This is a genomic window from Nocardiopsis sp. NPDC006938, assembly GCF_042869555.1.
Taxonomy (GTDB): Bacteria; Actinomycetota; Actinomycetes; order Streptosporangiales; family Streptosporangiaceae; genus Nocardiopsis.
In genome coordinates, this window is the sequence record NZ_JBIAGA010000008.1 from 166,028 (window position 1) to 186,700 (window position 20,673).

16 protein-coding genes are annotated in these 20,673 nt (G+C 72.5%); 13 read left to right on the top strand and 3 right to left on the bottom strand.

The genetic code is table 11. The features are described from left to right. Positions 1 to 155 precede the first annotated feature (155 nt). From putP to ACFYL4_RS14780, 7 genes are all read left to right on the top strand, one after another. Positions 156 to 1,748 (top strand): sodium/proline symporter PutP, encoded by a 1,593-nt coding sequence (putP, locus tag ACFYL4_RS14750; RefSeq protein WP_387518822.1) that lies wholly within the window; start codon positions 156 to 158, stop codon positions 1,746 to 1,748. A 139-nt stretch (positions 1,749 to 1,887) separates the two neighbouring features. After that, positions 1,888 to 2,466 (top strand): putative glycolipid-binding domain-containing protein, encoded by a 579-nt coding sequence (locus tag ACFYL4_RS14755; protein WP_387518744.1) that lies wholly within the window; start codon positions 1,888 to 1,890, stop codon positions 2,464 to 2,466. A 75-nt stretch (positions 2,467 to 2,541) separates the two neighbouring features. Beyond that, positions 2,542 to 3,372, top strand: a complete 831-nt coding sequence (gene nadE, locus ACFYL4_RS14760; protein ID WP_357763975.1) for an ammonia-dependent NAD(+) synthetase — start codon at positions 2,542 to 2,544, stop codon at positions 3,370 to 3,372. A gap of 363 nt (positions 3,373 to 3,735) precedes the next feature. Further along, on the top strand, positions 3,736 to 5,136 hold the full coding sequence (locus tag ACFYL4_RS14765; protein ID WP_387518747.1) for an acyltransferase: 1,401 nt from the start codon (positions 3,736 to 3,738) through the stop codon (positions 5,134 to 5,136). A 9-nt stretch (positions 5,137 to 5,145) separates the two neighbouring features. Next, entirely contained in the window at positions 5,146 to 5,982 is an 837-nt protein-coding gene (locus tag ACFYL4_RS14770) for an alpha/beta hydrolase (RefSeq protein WP_357763969.1), read from the top strand. 37 nt (positions 5,983 to 6,019) lie between these two features. After that, entirely contained in the window at positions 6,020 to 7,285 is a 1,266-nt protein-coding gene (locus ACFYL4_RS14775; RefSeq protein ID WP_387518749.1) for an AGE family epimerase/isomerase, read from the top strand. Further along, on the top strand, positions 7,282 to 8,304 hold the full coding sequence (locus tag ACFYL4_RS14780) for a carbohydrate kinase (protein ID WP_387518751.1): 1,023 nt from the start codon (positions 7,282 to 7,284) through the stop codon (positions 8,302 to 8,304). The genes ACFYL4_RS14775 and ACFYL4_RS14780 overlap by 4 nt, the downstream gene beginning before the upstream one ends. A gap of 104 nt (positions 8,305 to 8,408) precedes the next feature. On the opposite strand, the gene ACFYL4_RS14785 is transcribed toward ACFYL4_RS14780, so the two are convergent. Then, positions 8,409 to 9,593: a glutamate--cysteine ligase gene (locus ACFYL4_RS14785; protein WP_357763961.1), complete on the bottom strand. Its 1,185-nt coding sequence runs from the start codon at positions 9,591 to 9,593 to the stop codon at positions 8,409 to 8,411. Between the two features lie 400 nt (positions 9,594 to 9,993). Here ACFYL4_RS14785 and ACFYL4_RS14790 point away from each other — a divergent pair, with 400 nt between their 5' ends. The 6 genes from ACFYL4_RS14790 (at position 9,994) to ACFYL4_RS14815 (ending at position 17,668) form a co-directional block, all read left to right on the top strand. Further along, positions 9,994 to 12,810 (top strand): LuxR C-terminal-related transcriptional regulator, encoded by a 2,817-nt coding sequence (locus ACFYL4_RS14790; protein WP_387518753.1) that lies wholly within the window; start codon positions 9,994 to 9,996, stop codon positions 12,808 to 12,810. A gap of 104 nt (positions 12,811 to 12,914) precedes the next feature. Then, complete coding sequence (locus tag ACFYL4_RS14795) at positions 12,915 to 13,733, top strand: ABC transporter ATP-binding protein (RefSeq protein WP_357763956.1); 819 nt, start codon at positions 12,915 to 12,917, stop codon at positions 13,731 to 13,733. Further along, positions 13,730 to 14,449 carry an ABC transporter ATP-binding protein gene (locus ACFYL4_RS14800; protein ID WP_387518755.1) on the top strand — a complete coding sequence of 240 codons (720 nt, stop codon included), beginning with the start codon at positions 13,730 to 13,732 and terminating at the stop codon, positions 14,447 to 14,449. Before ACFYL4_RS14795 ends, ACFYL4_RS14800 begins: the two co-directional genes overlap by 4 nt. 11 nt (positions 14,450 to 14,460) lie before the next feature. Beyond that, complete coding sequence (locus ACFYL4_RS14805; RefSeq protein ID WP_387518757.1) at positions 14,461 to 15,312, top strand: branched-chain amino acid ABC transporter permease; 852 nt, start codon at positions 14,461 to 14,463, stop codon at positions 15,310 to 15,312. A 6-nt stretch (positions 15,313 to 15,318) separates the two neighbouring features. Next, positions 15,319 to 16,320 (top strand): branched-chain amino acid ABC transporter permease, encoded by a 1,002-nt coding sequence (locus ACFYL4_RS14810; protein WP_387518759.1) that lies wholly within the window; start codon positions 15,319 to 15,321, stop codon positions 16,318 to 16,320. A 25-nt stretch (positions 16,321 to 16,345) separates the two neighbouring features. Further along, on the top strand, positions 16,346 to 17,668 hold the full coding sequence (locus tag ACFYL4_RS14815) for an ABC transporter substrate-binding protein (protein WP_387518761.1): 1,323 nt from the start codon (positions 16,346 to 16,348) through the stop codon (positions 17,666 to 17,668). A 129-nt stretch (positions 17,669 to 17,797) separates the two neighbouring features. Here ACFYL4_RS14815 and ACFYL4_RS14820 read toward each other — a convergent pair whose 3' ends face one another. Further along, positions 17,798 to 18,691, bottom strand: coding sequence for an alpha/beta hydrolase family protein (locus ACFYL4_RS14820; RefSeq protein WP_387518823.1), 894 nt, complete (start codon positions 18,689 to 18,691; stop codon positions 17,798 to 17,800). Positions 18,692 to 18,962: 271 nt separating this feature from the next. Next, a complete protein-coding gene (locus ACFYL4_RS14825) occupies positions 18,963 to 20,387 on the bottom strand; it encodes a cytochrome P450 (RefSeq protein WP_387518763.1) in 1,425 nt (474 codons plus the stop codon). Between the last annotated feature and the right edge of the window lie 286 nt (positions 20,388 to 20,673).

Here is a 20,673-nt window from a genome sequence, read left to right on the forward strand (position 1 = left end):
ATTGTGGTCCGGGCTACCAACCGTAATGATCGCCCTGTTCTTCGCAATCAGCGCTAAGCGGCCGAACGTCGCCGTTCTTCAGGGAAAGGAGGAGACGGTTGAATCCCGACTCCTTGGTCGGACCGATCGTGACCTTCGTGATCTATCTCGGCCTCATGGTCGCGATGGCTGTGTACTTCTACAGCCGCACGCAGTCGCAGTCCGACTTCGTCCTGGGCGGCCGCAAACTCGGCAGTCTGGTCACCGCCCTCAGCGCCAACGCCAGTGACTTCAGCGGCTGGCTCCTGATGGGCCTGCCCGGTGCCATCTACATGTCCGGTCTCGGGGAGGCCTGGATCGCCGTCGGACTCGCCTCCGGCTTCCTCGGCAGCTGGATTCTCATCGCACCGCGCCTGCGGGTGTACACCGAACGCGTCACCGACTCCCGGCACGGGGGCGAGTCGGACTCGCTCACCCTCTCCTCCTTCCTGGAGAACCGGTTCAACGACCGCACGCGCCTCCTGCGCGCGGTCTCGGCGATCGTCATCATCGTCTTCTACTTCTTCTACGTCGCCTCCGGCATGACCGCGATGATGTCGCTGTTCGACCAGGTCTTCGGGCTCAATCCGGAGCTGGCCGTGCTCATCGGCCTCGGCATCGTGGTCGCCTACACGGTCATCGGCGGCTACCTCGCGGTCTCCGTGACGGACGTGGTGCAGGCGATGATGATGTGGCTGGCCCTGCTCATCGTTCCCGTCGTCGCCATCAGCGTCGTGGGCGGCCTCGGCGGGGTCGTCGACGGCGTCAACGCCAAGGGCGAGAACCTGATGTCGGCCTTCGGCGGCTCGTCCCTGGCCGACGGCGCCTGGGTCTCCGCGGAGACGCTCGGCTGGGTCGTCATCGCCTCCGGTCTGGCCTGGGGCTTCGGCTACTTCGGCCAGCCGCACATCCTCTCCCGCTACATGGGCATCCGCTCCCTCCGGGACATTCCGAAGGCCGCGACCATCAGCGTTTCCTGGGCGGTCACCGCCATGGCGCTCGCGCTGATCGTCGGATTCGTCGGCATCGCCTACTTCGACACGCCGCTGGACGACCCCGAACAGGTCTTCCCCCGCCTCATCGACGCCCTGATGAACCCGTGGGTCGCGGGCTTCCTGCTGGCCGCGATCCTGGCGGCGGTCATGAGCACCGCCGACTCCCAGCTGTTGGTGGCCTCCTCCGCCATCACCGAGGACGTCTACCGCGCCTACTTCAACAAGGACGCCAGCCCCAAGCTGCTCATGTGGCTCAGCCGCCTGGCCGTCGTGGTGGTGGCCGTGGTCGCGGCGCTGGTCGCCCTCTATGGAGACCAGTCCGTCATGGGCCTGGTCGGCTACGCCTGGGCGGGCTTCGGGGCGGGCTTCGGTCCGGTGCTGCTCTTCGCCCTGTTCTGGCGCCGGATGACCTGGGCGGGCGCTCTGGCGGGCATGGTCGCCGGTGCCACGGTCGCCATCGTCTGGGAGTCCCTGGGCGAGTGGTTCTCCGGCACCGCGGTGTACGCCGTCATGGCCGCCCCCTCGGACGCGGTGCTCATGAACGCGTTCGGCGACTTCGTGGTGGGTTTCGTCGGCATCTACGCGATGGTCCCCGCCGTCCTCCTGAGCGTGCTGTGCATCCTGGCCTTCAACGGTCTGGGCAGGGTCAGCAAGCACATGGAGGAGGACTTCGACCGCATGCGTGACGAGGTCAGGGCCGGCGGCCGGGACGAGGAGCCGCAGACCGTCTCCTGACACCCCTCCCACGGGACCCGCGGCGTTCCCCGGAACGGGCCGCGGGTCCCGTAACGAAAGGCTTCCGTGCCCGTGTCACGTTCGGCACGGGCACGCTCGCGCTCTGGCGCGGCACCGCCCAGAACGGTAGAACGGTCACATGTCGTCACTGACGGAACACCCGGCCGCCTGGACCCGCACCGACGTCCCCCGGGGGTTGGGGGTGGGAGCCGTGCTGCCCGACCCCGACGGTCACCGGCTGGAGGCCGGGGAGACCGTGGTGGAGGGGGAGGAGCGCTTTTTCGTGCGCTTCACCGTTCGCACGGACCTGGCGTGGACGACGCGCGAGGTCCGTGCCGAGGTGCTCTCCGCCTCCGGCCCCCGGGCGGTCACGCTCCGGGCCAGGGACGGCCGCTGGAGCGACGGGGACGGCCGACCCCTCCCCGAGCTCGTGGGCTGCCTGGACGCCGACGTCGCCGCCACCCCGCTCACGAACACGCTGCCCATCCGACGCCTGGGCCTGCGGCCGGGGGAGCACCGCGACATCACGGTCGCGTGGATCGACGTCCCCTCCCTGAGGGTCCGCCGTGTCCGTCAGCGCTACACCCGCCACCCGGCGGAGGACGGGCTGGAGCGGTACACCTACCGCGACCCCCTCCACGGCGAGTACCGGCTGTCCGTGGACGGCGACGGGGTCGTGGTCGACTACGAGCGGTTCGCCGAGCGCCTGCGCGCGTAGGCCTGACCACGTGGTGAAGCGCTCCGTGCCACGGGTGATAATCGGTGGACCACGCACCAGAGGCAGGGAGCTCCCGTGACCGAGACCGAGCTGGACGAACAGCGCCGTGAGATCATCCGCGACCTGGGGGTCCCCGAGCACCTCGACGTCGACGCAGAGATCGAGCGCCGCGTGGCCTTCCTCGCGGAGCGGCTCACCACGAACGGTTCCCGGGCCCTGGTCCTCGGGATCAGCGGGGGCGTGGACTCGCTCACCGCCGGGCGCCTGTGCCGCCTGGCCGTCGACCGGGCCCGCGAGAGCGGGCACGAGGCCGAGTACGTGGCCGTCCGCCTGCCCTACGGGACCCAGGCCGACGAGGAGGACGCGACCCGGGCCGTGGAGTTCGGAGCGCCGGACCGCTGCCTGACCGTGGACGTGCGTCCGGCCACGGACGCCATGGCGGCCTCCCTCACCCGGGCCGGGGTGACCCACGAACACGCCTTCGCCGAGGACTTCGTCGTCGGCAACGTCAAGGCGCGGCAGCGGATGATCGCCCAGTACGCGATCGCGGGGGCCGCGCGCGGCCTGGTGGTCGGCACCGACCACGCCGCCGAGGCGGTCACCGGCTTCTTCACCAAGTACGGTGACGGCGGGGTCGACCTGGTCCCCCTCGCCGGTCTGACCAAGCGCCGGGTACGCGCCGTGGCCGCCAGGCTGGGTGCCCCGAAGGACCTGGTCGAGAAGGTGCCCACCGCGGACCTGGAGACGCTCACCCCGCAAAAGCCCGACGAGGAGGCGCTCGGGCTGACCTACGATCAGATCGACGACTTCCTCGAGGGCCTGCCGGTCGCGGACGATGTGGTCCGCGCGCTCGTGGAACGCTACGGTGTGACCGCCCACAAGCGGGCTGTGCCCACCGCTCCCTGACCCCTCGCGGCCCACCGCTCCCACCGGATTCGGGCCGGTCATCCCCTCCGGTGACGCGAACACCCCCGCGCCCCAAGGGAACCAGAGGACACGGTAGTGCTGGCACCACCCCAGAGGGGTGGGCTGGCCGCCGGGGGAGAGGGTGCCCAGCGCCCTCGCGGCCCCCCGCGCCCCGAACCTAGGGTCGATACCAGCGATGCGCCACCACGTGCCCGACCGCGCGCTCGGCTGCGGGCACCCGTGGTGAGGGCGCGCGTCGGCCCGAGCCGGTCCCGTCGGGGCCGCGCGGACCGGATGGCGCGCGCGGGCACGGAAGGCGTGCACGGCCCCCGGACTCCGGGAAAGACCAAGGAGCGACAATCCATGACCCTGATCGCCGATCCCGCGAACGCGGGCGGGGACCGGACCCCGGCCCCCTCCGCGGCTCCGGCGGCGGGCATGCCCCGTCCCAGAGGACGTGACCGCTTCCTCGACGCCCTGCGCCTGTTCGTGATGGTCCTGGTGGTCGTCCAGCACTGGTGGCTGCCGGTGCTGACCGTGCAGTCCGAGGGGGACCTCGCGGCGACCAGCGTCCTGAGCACGCCGGGAGGGTTCGCGCTCACCTGGGTCTCCCAGGTCATGCCGCTGATCTTCTTCGTGGGCGGCGCGGCCAACCTGATCAGCTGGCGTTCGGCCCGGGGACGGGGGGAGTCGGCCCCGGTCTGGTGGGCCAAGCGGCTGCGGCGACTGGCCTGGCCGGTGGTGCCCCTCGCGGTGGTGTGGATTCTCGCCTCGCACCTGGCGGTGCTGGGCGGAGCCCCCCAACAGCCGGTCCTGGTCGGCGCGGGCGCCGCGGGCATGGTGCTGTGGTTCCTGGCCGTGTACGTGCTGGTGGTCGTGGCGACCCCCGTCCTGGTCGCCGCCCAGGAGCGGTTCGGCTGGTGGGTCCCGGCGGCCCTGCTCCTCGGTGCCGTGGTCGTGGACCTGAGCCGGTTCGGTTTCGGGGTCGAGGCCTTCGGCTTCCTGAACGTGGCCTTCGTCTGGCTGGCCGTGCACCAGCTCGGGTTCCGATACGCGACGGCATCGATCCGCCGCCCTCACGCGGTGTGGATGACCGGGGTCGGCGCCGTCACCGCCGTGGTCCTGGTGTACGTGGGCCCCTACTCGCTGAACATGACGGGTGTGTTCGCCGCCGAGACCTCGAACGTGGCCCCGCCGACCCTGGTGCTGGCCGCGCTGGGCGCCGTGCAGGTCGGTGTGGCGATGCTCCTGCGGAACCGGATCTCCGCGTGGTCGGACCGGACCGGCCCGGCGCGGATGCTGGACCGCGTGTCGCCCCAGTTGATGACGGTGTACCTGTGGCACATGCTGCCGATCTCGGTGGTCGCGGGGGCGGTCGTGTACGGGCTGGGGATCGACACCCCCGAACCGATGACCGGCCTGTGGCTGCTGTGGGGCGTGCTCGGGGTGGCGGTCCTGCTGCCGCTCCTGCTGCCGTTGGCCCACTGGGCGGTGCGTTTCGAGGAGCCACCCAAGGTCCTGCGGGGCGACCCGGGCCTGGTCCGCGTCCTGGTCGCGGCGGCGCTGATCGGCGGCGGGCTGCTGGCCCTGACCGTGGCCGGTCTGGGCTTCGGCCTCGCCCCGGTGCTGGGCCTGGTCGCCGTCGTGTCGGGTCTGCTGCTGACCGCCGCCCCGCGTTCGCGCCCGGTCGCCGGGTCAACGGGGGCACAGCTTTTGCCCAGTTTCCTGGTCCGACCCGGTGGCCGGGACGGTTACCTCGGGTAGACCGGTGGGATGAACCCCAGGCACATCGCGTTCGAGCGGCGCGGCAGCGGTCGCCCGGTCCTCCTGCTGCACGGCCTCGGCGACCGCAGACAGAGTTGGAAGTCGGTGTCGCCCAGGCTGACCGACCGCTTCGAGGTGGTCAGCCTGGACCTCCCGGGGTTCGGCGACTCCCCGGCGCCGGAACTGCGCCAACCCTACGACGTGCACAGCCTGGTGCGGGTGGTGCGGGAGTTCTGCGAGCTCCACGGCCTGGAGCGCCCGCACCTGGCCGGCAACTCCCTGGGCGGTTCCATCGCCCTGGAACTGGGGGTCCAGGGGGTGGCCGGGTCGGTGACGGTGTTCTCCCCGGCCGGGTTCTCCGACCGGTTCGCCCGCTGGGGCATGCGCACCGTGGGCGCGGTGGCCAACCTCGCCACGCACCTCCCCATGCCGCTGAAGGAGCGGCTCGCCGACACCGCTCCCGCGCGGGCCGCCGCCCGGATCGCCCTGCGCGGCGACCCCTCCTCGCCGGAGGCCAAGGCGACCCGGTTCGGTATCCAGGGGCTCACCCCCGGTGCGCCCTACGTGCGCATGGTGCCGAGGATCGCCGACTATGACTTCACCCCGCGTCCGATCCACTGCCCGGTGACCATCGCGTGGGGGGACCGCGACCGGACCCTGCTGCCGTCGAGCGCGGACAACGCCCACCGGCGGGTGCCCAACGCGCGCATGGTCTCGCTGCTGGGGGTCGGGCACATCCCGATGGCCGACGACCCCCTCAGCGTGGCCGACCAGATCCGGTGGACGTGCACCGCCGCCGACCGCTCCCCGGGCGGAGCCTTTCCCGGGACGCGCGGCGCGGGATAGCGTTACGCCCGCAACGACCCCCTGAGGAGGCACTGGTTTGACCACTTCGACACGCCCGTCCCCGGGTTCCCCCGCGTGGTTGGGGGCCGAGGAGCACCGTCTGGTCGACTTCGCCGTCGGCGCGGCCGTCCCGGACGGGTTCGGCTGGCTGGACGCCCGGGGCGCCACCGAGCCCGACCGTCCCACGGAGACCTGGATCACCGCGCGCATGACGCACGTGTTCTCGCTGGCGCACCTGCGGGGCGACGCCCGCGCGGCGGAGCTCGCCGACCACGGGCTGGCCGCGCTCGACGGCCCTCTGCGCGACGCCGACCTGGGGGGCTGGTTCGACGCGGTACCGGAGGAAACGGCCACCGCCAGCGACCGGGAGCGCTCCCAGAAGCGTCCGGACAAGTCCGCCTACCCGCACTCCTTCGTGGTCCTGGCGGCCTCGTCGGCGACCCTCGCCCGGCGCCCCGGTGCCCGGGACCTGTTGCACGAGGCCCTGAGGGTGTTCGACACGCACTTCTGGGAGCCGGAGGCGGACTGCGTCCGGGAGAGCTGGGACGCGGGCTGGACCGTCACCGAGCCCTACCGGGGCGCCAACAGCGCCATGCACTGGGTGGAGGCGCTCCTGGCCGCCGCCGACGCCACCGGCGACACCGGGTGGACCCGTCGCGCCCTGGCCGTGGCCGAACGCCTCGTCCGCGGCGTGGCCGCGGAGCACGACTGGCGCCTGCCCGAGCACTTCACCCCGGACTGGCGGCCGCTGCCCGACTACAACCGGGACCACCCCGACCACCCCTTCCGCCCCTACGGCAGCACCACGGGCCACCTCCTGGAGTGGGCCCGCCTCCTCCTCCACCTCGAACTCGCCCTGGAGCGCGCGGGGGAGGACGCCCCGGCCTGGCTGCGCGCCGACGCCGAACACCTCTTCTCCAACGCCGTCCGGCGGGGCTGGAACGTGGACGGAGCGGAGGGTTTCGCCTACACCCTGGACTGGGAGGACCGTCCGGTGGTGCGCCAGCGCATGCACTGGGTGACCGCCGAGGCCACCATGGCCGCGTGGGCCCTGGCCCTGCGCACCGGGGAGGACTCCTACACCGAGTGGTACGAGCGCTGGTGGGACTACGCCGACCGCTGCCACGTGGACCGCGAACACGGCAGCTGGCGGCACGAACTCGACCCCGGCAACCGCCCCTCGGGTTCGGTCTGGGCGGGCAAACCGGACGTCTACCACGCCTACCAGGCCACCCTGATGCCGCAGGTCGGGTTCTCGACCTCCGTGGCGGCGGCCCTGACCGGTGACGGAGGACGGCGATGAGCGAGGAGGCACGGCGCACCGGCCCCGAGGACGTGTCGCCGGACCGGGGCGGCACCCGAACGCCCCGGCTGGTGGTGGTCGGGGAGAACGTCATGGACCTGCTGCCCACCCGGCACGGCCCCGACGTGCTGAGGGCCGCGCCGGGCGGTGGCCCGGCCAACACGGCGCTGGCCGCCGCCCGTCTGGGAACACCCACGCGTCTGCTGGCCCGGATCGGCGCCGACGGCTTCGGCGAGCTCGTCCGCGCTCGCCTCCTGGCCGGGGGCCTGGACCCCGCCGGTCTGGTCCGGGCCGAGGAGCCGACCGCCCTCGCGCTGGCCACGCTCGGCGCGGACGGATCGGCACGGTACGACTTCCGGATGGACGACGCGGCCGACTGGCGGTGGGCGCCCGGCGAGCTCCCCGACACCCTGGAACCCGGTATCCGGGCCCTGCACGCCGCGTCGATCGCCCTGTTCCGGGAGCCGGGGGCCACGCGGATCGAGGAGCTGCTGCGCCGTGAGCACGGCCGCGGCCGGGTGACGGTCTCCCTGGACCCCAACATCCGTCCGGACGCGGTCGGGGACCCGGAGCGGGCCCGGGCCCGCGCGCTGCGGCACGCCGCCCACGCCCACGTGGTCAAGGCCAGCGACGAGGACCTGGCCTACCTGTATCCGGGCCTCGCCCCGGAACGGGCGGCGCACGCCCTGGCAGCGCTCGGTGCGGCCCTGGTCGTGGTCACCCTCGGCGGGGACGGCGCGTTCGCCCTCTCGCACGGTGTGGAGGCGGCCGTTCCGGCGCCGAGCGTGGAGGTCGCGGACACCGTCGGCGCGGGCGACTCCTTCATGGGGGCCCTGCTGCACCGTCTCGACCTGGACGGGAGGTTGGGCGAACGGCCCGGGAGCCGTCTGGCGGGGCTGACCGAGGACGACCTGGTGGGGCTGCTGACGCACGCCGTCACCGCGGCCGCCCACACGGTCACCCGGGAGGGCGCCGACCCGCCGACCGCCGAGGAGCTCCGGGCGCTCCTGGGCGGGTAGCCGGTCGTGCCGGGGAGGGGCCCGCCCTCCCCACCGCGACCGTTCGGCGACCGGTTGCGGATCGGACGCCCCGGGCCCGGTTCGCCCGGGCCCTCGACGCGGTGTCAGAGCGGCGGGTGTCCGACCGGGGAGACGGTTCCCAGGCCCTCGCGGGTCTGGGCCACCACGTGGTCCACCACGTCGGTCATCCGCTCCCGCCGCGCGTAGGCGACGCGCTGGCGGTGCGCGCCCGAGCCCAGGGTCAGGACGCGGTCGAGCAGTGAGGACACCAGGTCGGTGTCCCCGGAGACGGCCAGTCCGGGCAGGGCGGCCCGGCGGACCCGTTCCATGGCGGCGCTCGCCGTGAGGGCCTCGCCGGTCAGCGGGTCGGGGACCACCCCCTCCAGCCCCTCCTTCGCCGCCCGCCACACGGCGGCCCGCAGGGTGTGGGTGCTGACGGCGGGCGCGGGGACGCCGCTGCGCACGTCCACCAGCACCCGCGCCGCCAACCCCCGGGTGAGAGCGGCGAACAGCAGGGCCTCCTCGGCGGTGGCGGCCACGTCGCCCACCCGGATCTCCAGGGTGGGCAGGTGGTCGGAGAGGCGGATGTCCCAGTAGACCATGTGGCGGTCCAGGATCGCCCCGGTCGAGGTCAGCCCCTGGACGGCGCTCTCGTGCTCCTTGACCGTGCGCATCAGGGGCGGCGGACCGGCCGAGGGGAGCCGGTTCCAGGTGACCGTGCGCCAGCTGGCGTGGCCGGTGTCGCGTCCGGACTGGAAGGGCGAGTTGGCGGCCAGCGCGACCAGGAAGGGCAGCCAGCGGCGCAGGTGGTCGCTGACGGCCACGGCGGTGGCCGGGTCGGGGACGCCGACGTGCACGTGGCAGCCGCAGACCACGTGGGAGTCGCGCAGCGCTCCGAAGTGCGAGGCGATGGCCGAGTAGCGGTGGCCCTCGCTGACGTCCGCCGACGAGGGGTCTCCCAGGACGGGTGTACCGGTGGCGGCCACGGCCAGGCCCGCGTCGTCGGCGGCCCGGTGGAGTTCCTCCCTGGCGGTCACCAGGAACGCGTACGCCTCCTCCGAGGTGGTGCACACGGGGCTGTTGGCCTCCACCTGGGTGCGGGTGAACTCACCGCACAGGTGCGGGCCGAAGGTCCGGACACGGGACAGGACGTCGGGGGCCCGGGAGAGGATGCGGCGGGTGCGCGGGTCGACGACGAAGAACTCCTCCTCCACACCGAACGTCAGGGGTCGGTTCGCGCCGCCGACGGGTATGCGTCGGTCGTCCGCTGTCAGGGAGCGGTTCTCCATACGGGTCCTCCGGCTGTCCGATCCAGTGCGTCCCGCACTGGATATCCCGGGCCGGGACGGCCGCGACAGTGTCCCGCAGTGGACAAAAAGGTATCTAAAGAGCCGTTTGTGTCGATGGTCTGGATCGCGGGAGGGCGCCGACCGTGCGTTGCGTCCTGACTACCTGGACGGACACGGTGGGGGTTCCGATATCACGCTGGAAGGGTGACTGGAGTCACTCTTTCGGAGCGGAGGTCCTCAAAGGGCCACCGTCTCCTCATGCGACCCCCCTCTCCCGGAAGGCACCTGAGAACCACCAGCACCCCCGTGCCCGACCGCCACGCGCGGCTCGGGGCGGGTATCAGTGAAACGACCAGTGTGTACCTCCACACCTGCCGGATCGGGGCGGCGCTGTGCGAATGTGATCAGCGTGACGGAACGGGACAGGGAGCCCCAGAGCGTACGCCTCCGGGGACGGGACACGGAGCGCGGGGCCCTGGCCGATGCCCTGGGCGACGCGAGGTCGGGCCGGGGCGCGGCCCTCCTCCTCACGGGCGGGCCGGGCCGGGGACGGAGCCTCCTGCTCGACCACGCGCACGACACCGCAGGGGACTTCACCGTCCTCCGCGTGGCCGGAGTCCGCACCGAGACCGACCTCCCCTGCTCGGGTCTCCAACGCCTCCTGCGCCCCGTCCTGTCCGGGCTCGACCGCCTCCCGGCCTCCCAGCGCGACCTCCTGCGCGAGGCCCTCACCCGAGGCGTCCTCACCGCCGCCGACCGCTACCCGCTCTACACCGCCGTGCTCGAACTCCTCTCCGAGGCGAGCGCGGAGCGCCCCCTCCTCCTGTGCGTGGACGACGCCGAACTCCTCGACCCCGCCTCCCTCGACGCCCTGGCGTTCGCCGCCCGCCGACTCACGGGGACCCGGATCGCCGCGGCGTTCACCGCCCGGGACGGGCACACCGCGCCCACCGAGCCCGGCCCGGTCCCCGGGGTGACCGAGCTCGTCCTCGCCCCGCTGGAGGACCGCGCGGTCCACGACCTGCTCACCGACCGCGCCCCCGCCCAGCTGTCGCCCCGGGTCCGGGAGGAACTGGTCCGCGCGGCGCACGGCAACCCCGCCGCCGCCCTCGGCTTCCTTTCGACCCTGAGCCCGGAGCAGGTCCGGGACCGGGAACCCCTGCCGGAACCCCTTCCGTTGGCGGCACGGCTGCGTTCTGCTCTGCTCGCCCCGTACGAGGAACTCCCAGAGGGAGCCCGAAGGCTGCTGTTGCTCGGCGCGTTGGCCGACGCACCCCCGGTCCACCAGCTCCTGGACGCCGACCGCGACCCCGAACCGCACGCGCCCTCCCGGACCGGACCGGCCCCCTCGGTGTCCACTCTCGAACCGGCCGAGGAACGCGACCTGGTGCGGGTGGACGGCGACACCCTGGTCTTCCTCGACCCGCTTCTCCGAGAGGCCGTGGTCCAGGGCGCCCCGGCGGGCCGTCTGCGCGGGGCCCACCGCGCCCTGGCCGGGGTAACCGACCGCGAGCACGCCCCCGTCGAGTTCGCCCGGCACGCCGCCTGTGGTGCCGAGGCGCCCGACGCGGAGCTCGCCGACCGGATCTCGGCCGCGGCCCGGCGGGCCAAACACCTGTCCGGCCCCCTCGCCGCCTCCCGCACCCACGAGCGCGCCGCCGCGCTCAGCCCCGACCCCGACGAACGCGCCTGCCGTCTGGCCACCGCCTCCCACGAGTCCCACCTCGCGGGCGAACCCGAGCGCGCCGCGCGGTTGCTGGCGCGGGCCCGACCTCTCGTGGTGTCCGACCGCCGCCGGGCCGTGGTCGACCTCATCGAGGCCGAGTTCCAGACGTGCGACTCCAACGCCATCGACTCCGCCGAACGGTTGTACGCCGCCGGACGCGACCTGATCCCGCACGACCGCTGGCTCGCCCTGCGCGCCCTGGTCCGCTCCGCCGACAGCGCCTCCTACGCGGGGGACCCGGTCCGCCACGCCCGGGCCGCGGAGCTCGCCGTCCCCCTGGTCCGCCCGGACGATCCGCCCTCGATGCGGTTGATCGCCGCCTTCCTGGAGGGGTGCACGGTCTCGTTCCGGGGCGACTACGTGAACTCCACGCCGCTGCTGCGTGAGGCGATCCGGCTCTCAGACGGGATGACGGCCCCCTCGGAGCTGGTGTGGGCCGGGATCTGCGGCCTCCGCCTCGGGGACGCCCCCTTCGTCCGCACCGCCACCTCCCGGGCGGCGGAGTCGGCCCGCTCCCGAGGGGAACTCGTGTTCGTCCCCTCCGCGCTGGCCTTCCTCGTCTTCTCCGAGTTCTGGAGCGGGCGCTTCCCGTCCGCCGCCGGGACGGCGCTGGCGGGCCTGCGCGCCTCCCGCGAGTCCGGCCAGTCCATCTGGGAGGCCCAGAACCTGGCCGCCCTGGCGATGGTCGCCGCCATTCAGGGCGACGTCGACACCTGCCGCATCCGGGCGCGGGCGGTGGCCGCCCAGGCGGGAGAGAAGAGCCTCGGCCTGCCCTCCGCCCTGGCCTCCTGGGCCCAGGCCGTCCTCGAACTCTCACGGGGCAACGCCGCCGACGCCTTCTTCCGTCTGCGTTCCCTGGTCCACGCCGGTCCCGGACACGGGCACCCCACCATGCGCCTGGTCACCGCGCCGCACTTCGTGGAGGCGGCGGTCCGCACGGGCAAGACCGGGTGGGCCCGCGCCTCCCAGGCCGGGTACCGGGGCTGGGCCGAGGCCGTGGGGAGCCGGAGCGCCCTGGCCCTGGCCGCGCGGGGGGACGGCCTGCTCACCACCGGAGAGGAGGCGGTCGACCACTTCGAGGCCGCGCTCGACCTGCACCGGGCCTGCGGGGACGACGACGTCGAACACGCGCGCACCCAGCTGCTCTTCGGCGCCTCCCTGCGGAGGTCGCGCCTGCCCGGGCGTGCCCGGGAGCACCTGTACAACGCGCTGGAGACCTTCGAGCGCTTCGGCGCCCGGCTGTGGGTCAGGCAGACCCGCGCGGAGCTGCGCGCCATCGGTACCGCCGAACGCGGCCCGCAGACCCCGGCGACGAGTGACCTGACCGCCCAACAGCAGCAGATCGCCCAGCTGGTGGCGGAGGGAGCGACCAACCGCGAGGTGGCCGCGCACATGTTCATCAGCCCGCGCACCGTGGAACACCACCTGCGCGGCATCTTCCGCAAGCTCAACATCAGGTCCCGGGTGGACCTGGCCCGACTCCTGAACTGACCACACGGGCCGGACACGACGGGCGTCCGGGAGCCCGTCGCGTCGACCGGTTGATACCAACTGGTCGGTATGAGACCCCGGCACGTCGCCGGAGAGAGGCAGCCATGGCAACGACCGCACCGGAACACCTTCTGACAGCCGACGGGGTGACCGTGCGCTTCGGAGGACTCACCGCGCTCGACGACATCGGACTCCGGATCGACCCGGGCTCCGTCGTCGGTCTCATCGGACCCAACGGAGCCGGGAAGACCACCCTGTTCAACGTCCTGTCCGGGGTGCTGCGCCCCACCAGGGGAACCGTCTCGTGGAAGGGGGCGCCGCCGCCCGGCAGACGCACCCACCACCTGGCCAGGGCCGGGATCGCCCGGACCTTCCAGGGCCTCAACCTCTTCCCGATGACGACCGTCATCGAGAACGTGATGGTGGGCGCCGACCGCCTCGCCAGGGGCGGAGCGTTCTCCCTCGTCAGCGGCCTGGGACGACACCACAGTGACGAGAGGGATCTCAGGGACCGGGCCATGGCCGCGCTGGAGCGCTTCGGCGTCGCGGAGCACGCCCACCGCCTGCCGCCCACCCTGCCCTACGGGGTGCAGAAGCAGGTCGCCCTCGCCCGGGCCTGTGTGGGCGAACCCGAGCTCCTCCTCCTGGACGAGCCCGCCAGCGGACTCTCCGGTCGGCAGACCGCCGAACTGGGCGAGCGGATTCGCGGGTTCGGCCAGGACATGGCGGTGGTCCTCGTCGAGCACCACATGGACCTGGTCATGGCCGTCTGCGACCGCGTCCTGGTCCTCGACTTCGGCAGGATCATCTCCAGCGGCACCCCCGAGGAGGTGCAGGCGGACCCCGCCGTCACCCGCGCCTACCTGGGCACCTCCGACACCCCGGCCACGGGTCCCGACGACGCGAACGGGGCCCGCCGATGACCCGCACGCCCCTGCTCACCATCGAGGACCTCAGCGCCTCCTACGGCGCCGTCCGCGCTCTCGACAGCGTCAGCCTCACCGTCCCCGAACGCGGGCTCTGCGCCATCCTCGGCGCCAACGGTGCGGGCAAGACCACCCTTCTGCGGACCCTCACCGGCCTGCACCGCGCGGGTTCGGGCCGCGTCCTGCTCGCGGACGAGGACATCACACGGCTGCCCACGGAACAGGTCGTCACCCGGGGCCTGGCCCACGTGCCCGAAGGAGGCGGGGTGGTGGTCGAACTCACCGTGGAGGAGAACCTGCGCCTGGGCTCGCTGTGGCGCGCCGACCGGCGCGACCGCACCACCCTCGACCAGGTCATGGGCCTGTTCCCACCTCTGGCGGAGCGCCGGACCAGGGCCGCCGCCACCCTCTCCGGAGGAGAGCGGCAGATGCTCGCCATCGGGCGCGCGCTCATGGCCCGGCCCCGGGTGCTGCTCCTCGACGAACCCTCGCTGGGCCTCGCGCCCCTGATCACGCGGCGCATCCTCGGCCTGCTCCGCGACCTGCGCGACCGCACCGGCCTCACGGTCGTCCTCGTGGAACAGAACGCCGCCGGGGCCCTGTCGGTGACCGACCACGGTTACGTCCTCAACCAGGGGCGCGTCGTCGCGGAGGGGCCCTCCGCCGAACTCCTGGCCGACGACCGCACGCGCCACGCCTACCTCGGCTTCTGAGGGAGACCCCCATGAACTACTTCGTCACCCTGACACTCAACGGGCTGGCCTCCGGGGCGGCCTACGCGGCACTGGCGCTGTCCCTGGTGATCATCTACCAGGCCACCCGGCTGGTGAACTTCGCCCAGCCCGCCCTCGCGCTGTTGTCCGTCTACACCGCCTACACGGTCACCCAGCTCACCGGCTCCTACTGGCTCGGGTTCGCCGCGGCCCTGACCGCCGGGCTGCTGGTCGGCGCCTTCGTGGAGCGGTTCATCGTCCGACCCATCGCCCGCACCTCCCAGCTCAACGCCATCATCGTCACCCTCGGGCTCCTCCTGGTCGTCCAGGGCGGGGTCGGCATGATCTGGGGCAACGAACAGCACGGCTTCCGCTACGCGTTCAGCTACGTGGGACGCTTCGCCCCCTCGGACGCGTTCGCCCTGGCCTCCGTGGCGACGGCCGCCGTCCTGCTGTTCGTCCTGTACCGGTTCACGCCCCTCGGCCTGCGGATGCGCGCCGCCGCCTTCCACCCGGAGGCGGCCAGGCTCAGCGGAGTGCGGGTCGGACTCATGCTCACGGCGGGCTGGGGCATCGCCTCTCTCATCGGCGCGCTGGCGGGCATGCTCGCCGGGCCGCCGTTCATCTCGCCGAACGTCTTCGACGTCGTGTTCGTCTTCGGGATCACGGCGGCGGTGGTGGGCGGACTCGACAACCCGTTCGGCGCCGTCGTCGGCGGCCTGCTCATCGGCCTCGGCATGTCGTACGTGTCCGGGTTCCTCGGCCCCGAACTCGCGACCCTCGCCGCCCTCGTCATCGTCGTGGCCGTCCTGAGCGTGCGCCCCGACGGCATCCTCTCCCGACCGACCGCCCGAAAGGTCTAGCCCGTCATGCCCCTGCCCGTCCGCCATCTGCTCCTGGCCGCCCTCGGCCTGGCCGCCGTCGCCGGGCTGCTGTCCGTGACCGGCGACCTCACCGCCCTGCGGATCGCCGCCGTGGGGTACACCATGCTCGCCGTCGCCGGGCTCCAACTGCTGGTCGGCGGCTCCGGACAGGTCTCCCTGGGCCACGGCGCGTTCATGATGATCGGCGCCTACTCCATGGCACTGCTGGTCCTGCACCAACCGGCCCTGCCCCTGGCCGTCAACCTCGGCGTCATCGTCGCGGTGTCCGTCGTGGCGGGCGTCGCGGTCGGCGCCGCCACCGCGCGGCTGCACGGCCCCTACCTGGCCGGGGCCACCCTCATCCTCGCCGTCGGCCTGCCCGGTCTGGCCCACCGGTTCCACGCCTTCCTCGGCGGCAGCAACGGCCTCAACATCCGCACCGCCGGAGCCCCGCCGATCCTCGACGGGCTCGTGACCACCAGCGAGTGGCGGGCCCTGGTCGTGTGGACCACGGTCGTCCTCGGCCTGGCCGTGCTCGCCACGATCTCCGCGGGGCGCCTCGGCCGCCGTATGCGCGCGATCCGGGACGACGAGACCGCCGCCGCCATGGCGGGGGTCCCCGTGGGCGCCACCAAGGTCGTCGCGTTCGTGATCGCCTCCACCGCGGGCGGTCTGGCCGGAGGCCTCCAGGCCTACGTGCTCGGCACCGTCACCCCCGGCAGTTTCACCCTGGTGCTCTCACTGACCCTGCTCGCCGCCCTGGTGCTCGGCGGAATCGGCAGCCTGTGGGGCGCCCTGTGGGCCTCGATCGCCATCGTCTACCTGGACGTGTGGGCCACAGACCTCGCACGGGCCGCGGACCTGGGACGCGATGTCGAGAACAACCTGCCGGTCGTGTTCTTCGGCGTCGTCCTCATCCTCGTCCTGCGGTTCTGGCCCCTCGGCGTCCACGGCGCCCTCCGCGACCTCGGAGCCCGACTCCGGGCCCGCACCCACCGCTCCTCGTGAACCCCCCACAGTGAAGGAGACTTCCATGCGAGAACACCGAATCCGGCTCCTCCTCGCCCCGGCCCTGGCCCTGGTCATGCTGGCCGCGGCCTGCTCGGGCGCGGGCGAGGTCACCCAGGGCGCCGACGTCGACCTCGACGTGGCCCCCGGCGTGACCGACGACAGCGTCGTCATCGGGACCCACCAACCCCTCACCGGTCCGGCCGCCCCCGGGTACCTGGCGGTCTCCCAGGGAGCGGCGGCCGTGTTCGACCACGTCAACGCCCAGGGCGGGATCAACGGGAGGCAGATCGACTACCGGGTCGAGGACGACGGCTACGACCCCGCCCGGACCATCGACGTCACCCGCCAACTGGTCATCCAGGACGAGATCTTCGCGATGGTGGGCGGCCTCGGCACACCCACCCACGGCGGTGTCCTCGACTACCTCAACGACGAGGGGGTGCCCGATGTCTTCCCCTCCTCGGGAGCCCTGGCCTGGAACAACACCGAGGAGCACCCGCTCACCTACGGCTGGCAGACCGACTACACGAAGGAAGCCAAGATCCAGGGCGAGTACATCACCGAGAACTTCCCCGGACAGCCCGTCGGGTACCTGTTCCAGAACGACGACGTCGGCGAGGACTCGCAGGCCGGGCTCGACCAGTACCTGTCCGACGAGGTCGTGGCCCGCGAGCACTACGAGTCCGACATCCCCGACCTGGGCTCGCAGATCGCCGAGCTGGAGAACTCCGGAGCGGAGGTGGTCGTCTGCTCCTGTATCCCGGCCTTCGTCGCGCTCGGCATGCTCGAATCGGCCCGGATCGGCTACGAGCCCCAGTGGGTGATCTCCAGCATCGGCGGAGACACCGCCACGCTCCAGGCGCTGCTCACCGAGTTCACCGAGGACACCGACGCGGAGGGTGTGCCCGCCGACGCCTTCCTCGAAGGGGCGGTCGTGACGAGCTACATGCCGCGCGTGGAGGACGAGGACGACGAGTGGAGCCGCTTCTTCGTGAGCGTGTACGAGGAGTACGGAGACGGCGGGCCGCCCACCAACACGCACATGTTCGGCATGACGCAGGCCGTCATGTTCGCCCAGGTCCTGAAGTCGGCCGGGCGCGACCTCACGCGCCAGTCCCTGGTCGACGCCCTGGAGACCCAGGAGTGGCAGGGCCCCGGGCACACGCCCTTCTCCTCCAGCGGCGGTGACCACGGAGGCCACCAGGGCGTGTACGTCGTGCGGTACGAGGCGGGTGGCGCCATCGAGATGGTCCAGGAGGCCAGGGTGACCGACCGTGAGGGCGGTCCCGTGGAGGAGGTCGACTTCGAGCGGCTCTCACCGCAGGACCTGCCCTTCCACGACTGACGGCCCAACGCCGGGAGCCGGAGCGCGCGGTCCGCGCGCTCCGGCTCCCCTGGGGTGGGCCACCGCCGGGGCGGTGCGTCCGGACCCGGGGCCCGAACGCCGCCCCGGACATCCGACCGGTCTCCCCGGTCAGCCGCCGTGCGGGCAGGAATCCCGGTAGTCGGAGAAGTCGGTGCCGATCCCCGTCCGGGGCGGCGGGCACAGGAACTGCTCGTAGCGCTCGTCCTCGTCCACGAACCGCTTCAGCCACGAGATGCCGTACTTCGCGATGGTGGTGTTGGAGACGTTCGGCGCGAAGTGGCTCGCGCCGCGCAGCTCCAGGTAGGCGCGGTCCAGGGAACCAGGCAGGCTCTCGTACATCGGGATGGCGTGCGAACGGACCGACGCGGTGACGTCGTTCTGGGCTCCGACGACCAGCGTGGGCGTCTGTACGCTCGACCAGTTCTTCTGCGTGTGCCAGGGGGTCAGCGGGATCGCGGCGCGCAGCTCGGGCCGCGAGTCGACGGCGGCCAGTGTGCCGCCACCGCCCATCGAGTGCCCCATGACGGCCATGCGGTCACCGTCCACGCGGTCGCTCACCGCGCTGCGGTCGGCCAGGTAGTCCAGGGCGGCCTCCAGCTGGCGGCCCCTGCTGTTCGGTTGGTCGTACCGGGTGTTGGTGTCGATGGTGAACACCACGAAGCCCTGCGAGGCGAAGCGGTGCCCGTACCAGGACATGGACGTCTCACTGGCGGTGTACCCCGGGGCGACCACCACGCCGCCGAAGGTGCCCTGGGAGGTGTCGGTCGGGTAGTAGATGGTGCCGCCGCCGAAGCCGCGCACGAGCGAGGACACCGAGGTGGTCGCGGTGTCGAAGTGGCCTCGGGGCGCGGTGACGCTCTCCTCCGTCGGGTCCGGGCCCCGTTCGTGGGGGTTGGCGGCCTGGGCCGGTGCGACGGCGGCGCCGGCGCCGAACAGGGCCAGACCCACCACCAGGGCGGACTTCGCGGCGATCGCCGCCGCCCAGGAGCGGGTGCGCGGCACCCGGGCGTCGCGGGGCGGCGGTGTGGGGGATTGGGGGGACCGGGGGTGGTCGGTTCGCACGTCGTCTTCCTTTTCTCGCAGCGGGAATCCACGGCACCGCGAACGCTGTGGTCCGTCCCTCTTCCGGTATTCGCGGGAGGAACTCGCCGGATTCGCATCCGTTTTCCGTGGGCGTGCGTTCACTATGAAGTCGAAGGTGTGAACCCGCATCCGTTGAACCACCAGTGCTCGGGGGCCCCGGTTCACACGTTCGAAAAGGAAGCTCCCCGATTCACCGGCCCAGACCGCGCCACCAACTCAGCAGCCTCCCGAGGATGTCCTCGGGAGGCTGCTCCTCCTCGGCCACCGCCGGGACCTGCTCCATCTGCTGGGTCTGGACGGCCGGAGGTTCGCTCGGACGCCCGGGGGTGAAGGTGACCGGCAGCTCCCGCACTCCGTGTAGGAACGGCGAGGGCAGCAGGCGGAGTTCCTCGGGCGGGACCGCGAGCCTCAGGCCGCCCAGGCGTTCCTGGAGCACGGTCACCCCGGTCGAGGCCACGAGGCGGCCCAGCGCGCGCGCCGGGCAGCTGTGCGGACCGGCGCCGAAGGTCAGGTGGGCGCGGCTGCCGCTGGACAGGCCCGTGTCCGGGTCCGAACGGCCCCGCTGCACGGCCGGGTCGCGGTGGGCCGCGTCGACCCCCAGGTACAGGGCGTCGCCCCTGCGCACCCGCGCGTTGCCGATCCGTACGTCCTGGAGCGCGATCCGCCCGGCCAGGAGCTGGAGGGGGCTCTCGTTCCACATGACGTGGTCGAGGAGGTCGTGCGTGGACAGACGGGCGTCCGTGTGGGCGGAGCGGATGCGGTCGTCGGTGAGCAACGTGCGCATGGTGTTGCCGATGAGGTGGGCGGTCATCATGTGGCTCGCGCTGACCACCAGGGACGCCGCGTACGCGACCTCCTCCATGGTGAGGTCGGCGGACCGTTCGAGCATCCAGCTGGTCAGGTCGTGCCCGGGCTGGGCGGCCTTGCGGGCGACCAGCCCGGCGAAGTACTGCTGGAGGCCGGTGATGGACTCCTCCGTGCGCTGGGAGTCCTCGCTGAAGATGACGGCGGTGAAGTCGTTCAGCATGTGGCCGTAGCTGTCGGGCAGACCGAAGAGTCGGTTCGCGACCAGTGCCGGGAGCATCTGGGCGTAGTCGCCGACGAGGTCGGTTCCGCCGTCCATGACGAACCGGTCGACCAGGCCGTCGGCGATCCGGTGCACGGTGCGGGCCATCGCGGTCATGTCGATCCTGGCCAGACCGTCCATGATCGGCGCGCGCAGCCGTGCGTGCTCGGCTCCGTCCGCGTAGAAGGCGTTGGGCAGCCAGGTCATCATCGCGACGGTGTTGTCGAGGTCGACGCGTCCCTCCGCGGCCTCCCGCCACTGGCGGGTGTCACGTGAGAACAGGTGCGGCTGCTGGAGGACGGCCAGGCTCTCCTGGTAACCGAGCAGAAGCCACGCGCGCACCCCGGGCTCCAACTGGACCGGGATGATCGGCCCCTGGCGTTCCCGCAGGCCCTGCCAGAGTTCCGTGCGCCCCTCGGGCGGGGTGGGGTCGTAGAGCCGGACGTGGTCGACGGGGCACCCCGGGGCGGTGGGGGTACCGGGGTCCGGTACGCCCTGTTCCGCTCCGGGCCCGGTGCCCTGGGATTCACCATGCTGAGTCGTGGTCATTTCGGGTGCGGACACCCGGAAAAGGTCCGCGGGTCCGCTTCCCTCCCTTCGAGGAGACGTGGCACTGGCATGGTGACGGGAAGGGGGAAGCGGGAGATCCCGAAAAAGGGGCTTTCGGGGCGGTGGCCGGGGATCGAGCCAACCTGGTCGTGGCATTCTAGGATTGTCGGCCCCGGATTTTCAACACGCTTGGATGATTCGCGTCGTCCCTTTTGGCGCCGCGATTGTTTCTTTTTCTCCTTTGTCCGGTGATGAGGGGCTGCCCCGAGGGGCCCGGATTGTCACT